This is a genomic window from Accumulibacter sp., assembly GCF_031732815.1.
Classification (GTDB): Bacteria; Pseudomonadota; Gammaproteobacteria; order Burkholderiales; family Rhodocyclaceae; genus Accumulibacter.
In genome coordinates, this window is record NZ_JAVMKF010000317.1 from 2960 (window position 1) to 5698 (window position 2739).

General features: G+C 63.1%; 3 protein-coding genes. All 3 read right to left on the bottom strand.

Features of this window, described 5'->3' with window-relative positions; translation table 11 throughout:
* Window positions 1–7: 7 nt before the first annotated feature.
* Complete coding sequence (locus RKP46_RS19395; RefSeq protein ID WP_236213224.1) at window positions 8–271, bottom strand: DUF6511 domain-containing protein; 264 nt, start codon at window positions 269–271, stop codon at window positions 8–10.
* A 155-nt stretch (window positions 272–426) separates the two neighbouring features.
* Entirely contained in the window at window positions 427–2103 is a 1677-nt protein-coding gene (locus tag RKP46_RS19400; protein WP_311108145.1) for a DEAD/DEAH box helicase, read from the bottom strand.
* A gap of 13 nt (window positions 2104–2116) precedes the next feature.
* Window positions 2117–2722 (bottom strand): hypothetical protein, encoded by a 606-nt coding sequence (locus RKP46_RS19405; RefSeq protein WP_084337146.1) that lies wholly within the window; start codon window positions 2720–2722, stop codon window positions 2117–2119.
* Between the last annotated feature and the right edge of the window lie 17 nt (window positions 2723–2739).

Consider the following 2739-nt stretch of genomic DNA (forward strand, 5'->3'; position numbering starts at 1 on the left):
TCCAGCATCAGAACGGCACTCCCGTCGAAGCGGACTTGCCTTGGCGGGCGAGTCGTTCCTCAAGAAAAGCGCGGTCCTTCTCCGCCATCCGCTCGTGCTCGACGAGCATGTGTTCCTGGTAGGCGGTCACCACCACGTCGATCAGCATCAGCACTTCGTCTTTGCTGTAGTCCGCCAGCGGGCGCTGCATGCCGATGGCGCCGACATACTCTCCAAGTGGCGCCAGGCAGGACGCCATGGCGGCGAGCTCCATATCACTGGGATCGATCATGTGACCTCCCGTCTTTTCCATGAGCCGTGAAAACGCGTTCTGGCAGCGCATGGAGCAGAACACCCAGCGATTCGAGTAACGGCGTGGGTCGCTGCGCGGCAGGCGTGGATTGAAATAGCCGAATCCCTTGGCCTTTCGGGAGCAGACTGCACATTTCACGCAGCCTCCCGGTGGGCATCGTTGGCAGCCACCACGAGGCGCTGAATCGACGACTTGTTGAACTGGAAGGACAGCAGCGCCGAGGCCTGATAGCGCGTCATGCCAAAGTCGGCGCGCAGCGCCTGCGGCAGATACTGGAGTTGCTTCGCAGTCGGCGGCTCGTTCAGCCAACGACGGGTCTTGTGCGCGGAGTCAGCCGACTCGCGGTCGTTCAGCCAGTCATCGGCTTTGGCCATGCAAACCGTGCGGTCGCCGACTGCCAACAAGCGCGGCTGCAGATCCTTACCTCCGCCCACGGCGTGCCAGCGGCCGTTTAGGAAGAAGACGCCACCCCAGGCGTTGAAGCCAGTCGCCATAAGTGCGTCGTCGCAGCCGAACAGGTCGCACCAGCGGAAGTTGGAGCGCTTGAGCAGGTCGATCTCGGTCATCACGAAATCGGCCAGCGCATCTCCTTCTTCGGTGTTCTCGTTCTCCCAGACGAAGCCGCACAGCGGGCATTCGCGGCAGCCGAGCGGGACGGTGGCTTCACAGGACGGGCAGTCCTTGGTGGGCGCTTCGCCGTGATGCTGGTGTCCGTCGAGATTGACGTCCTGTTCCAGAGATCCGTGCATCAAGGTCGCGGTGCCGAAGTCCAGGACCACGCAATCGGTCTTGATGTCGCCCGGATGCTCCGATGGGTCGATGGTGCGCAGGCCACGCCCGATCATCTGGGTCAGAGTTGACTTGTGCGAGCTGGGTCGCAGCAGAACCACGCAGGAGGTAGGCGTGAAGTCGTAGCCCTCCGTGAGCACAGCCACATTGACCACGACCTGCGCGGTACCGGATTCGTACTCGGCCAGGCGTGTCTTTCGCTCAGATTCTGAGAGCTCTCCGTGCACGATCACGGCGGATACACCGGCATCCTGAAAGGCCCAGCGCACACATTCGGCATGGGCGACGGTCGAGCAGAACACGATCGTCTTGCGGTCGCCGGCCTTCTCACGCCAATGACGGATCACGGCATCGGTGATGGGAGTCTTGTTGAGAATCGCCTCGACTTCCGTCATGTCGAAGTCAGTGGCCGTGCGCCGGACCCGCGTCAACTGCTCCTGGGCGCCGACATCGATGACAAAGGTGCGTGGCGGCACGAGGTGGCCGGAGGCGATCAGCTCGCCGAGGGTGATTTGATCCGCGACGTTGCTGAAGACCTCCCGCAGTCCCTTGCCGTCACTGCGGGCAGGCGTCGCCGTCACCCCGAAGATCTGGGCGCGCGAGTTCTTGTCCAGCACCCGGTCGATTACGCGGCGGTACGAGGCCGAGGCTGCGTGATGCGCTTCATCGATCACCAGCAGATCGAGGATCGGGATGGCAGCGAGATGGTTGTCGCGCGACAGCGTTTGCACCATCGCGAACGTGGCGCGCCCGGACCAGGATTTGTCCTTGGCATCGAACACGGAGGTGCTGACGCCCGGATTCACCCGTGCAAACTTGGATAGATTCTGGCCGGTCAGTTCATCGCGATGAGCAAGGATGCAGGCCTTGGCATCTGGCTCGGCCAACAAGCTGCCGGCCACCGCCGACAGCATGATGGTCTTGCCCGACCCGGTGGGGCCAACAGATAGGGTGTTGCCGTGTTGGGCTAGCGCCGCCAAAGAGCGCTCGACCAGCAGGGCTTGGCGGGGGCGGAGCATCATGGCGGCGTCCCCCTTACTGTGCCCAGCTCGGGCGACCCGGCACGGAGGCACGGCCCGTGGCCTGGGCATACGCGTTCGACCCGTTTGCCGGTGCTGGCGCTTTCGCCGCTCCCTGCGCGCCACCCATGAGGGCGGCGTAGTCCTTGTGGTCTGGCGTGATCGCAGCCTTGATCACGCTCTTGTCTTGGCCGTTCTGGTCTTTGTCCCAGTCGACCTTGCCGAGAAACTCGATGCCATCGAGATCGGCAAACCCGCTGATGCGGCGCGCGTTCTGCGCGGCAGGACTGTTGTCGCCAGGATGAACGCCGCGCGCTGAGTTGAGGATCGCCTTGACGAAGGTGCGGCCCATGTTGGCCCACTCAGGGCCTTTCGGGCTGTGCAGGCCGATCAGCGACCACATCTTGCGACGGGCGAATTCACCCTCCATCACGACGAACTCGCAGTTCAGGTACACCGAGCCGGTGTTGTCGTTGCGGGTGGCGTAGCCGCCCGTCCATCCCTGCGACGGATCATCGAAGCCACCCGGCTTGATGGTCATGCGGACACGCACCAGCGCGCCTTTGGGGATCAGGTCGAAAGAGGTCTGTTCGGAAGCGGAATTGAAATCGAAGTAGGTCATGATCAGGACTCCTGAGT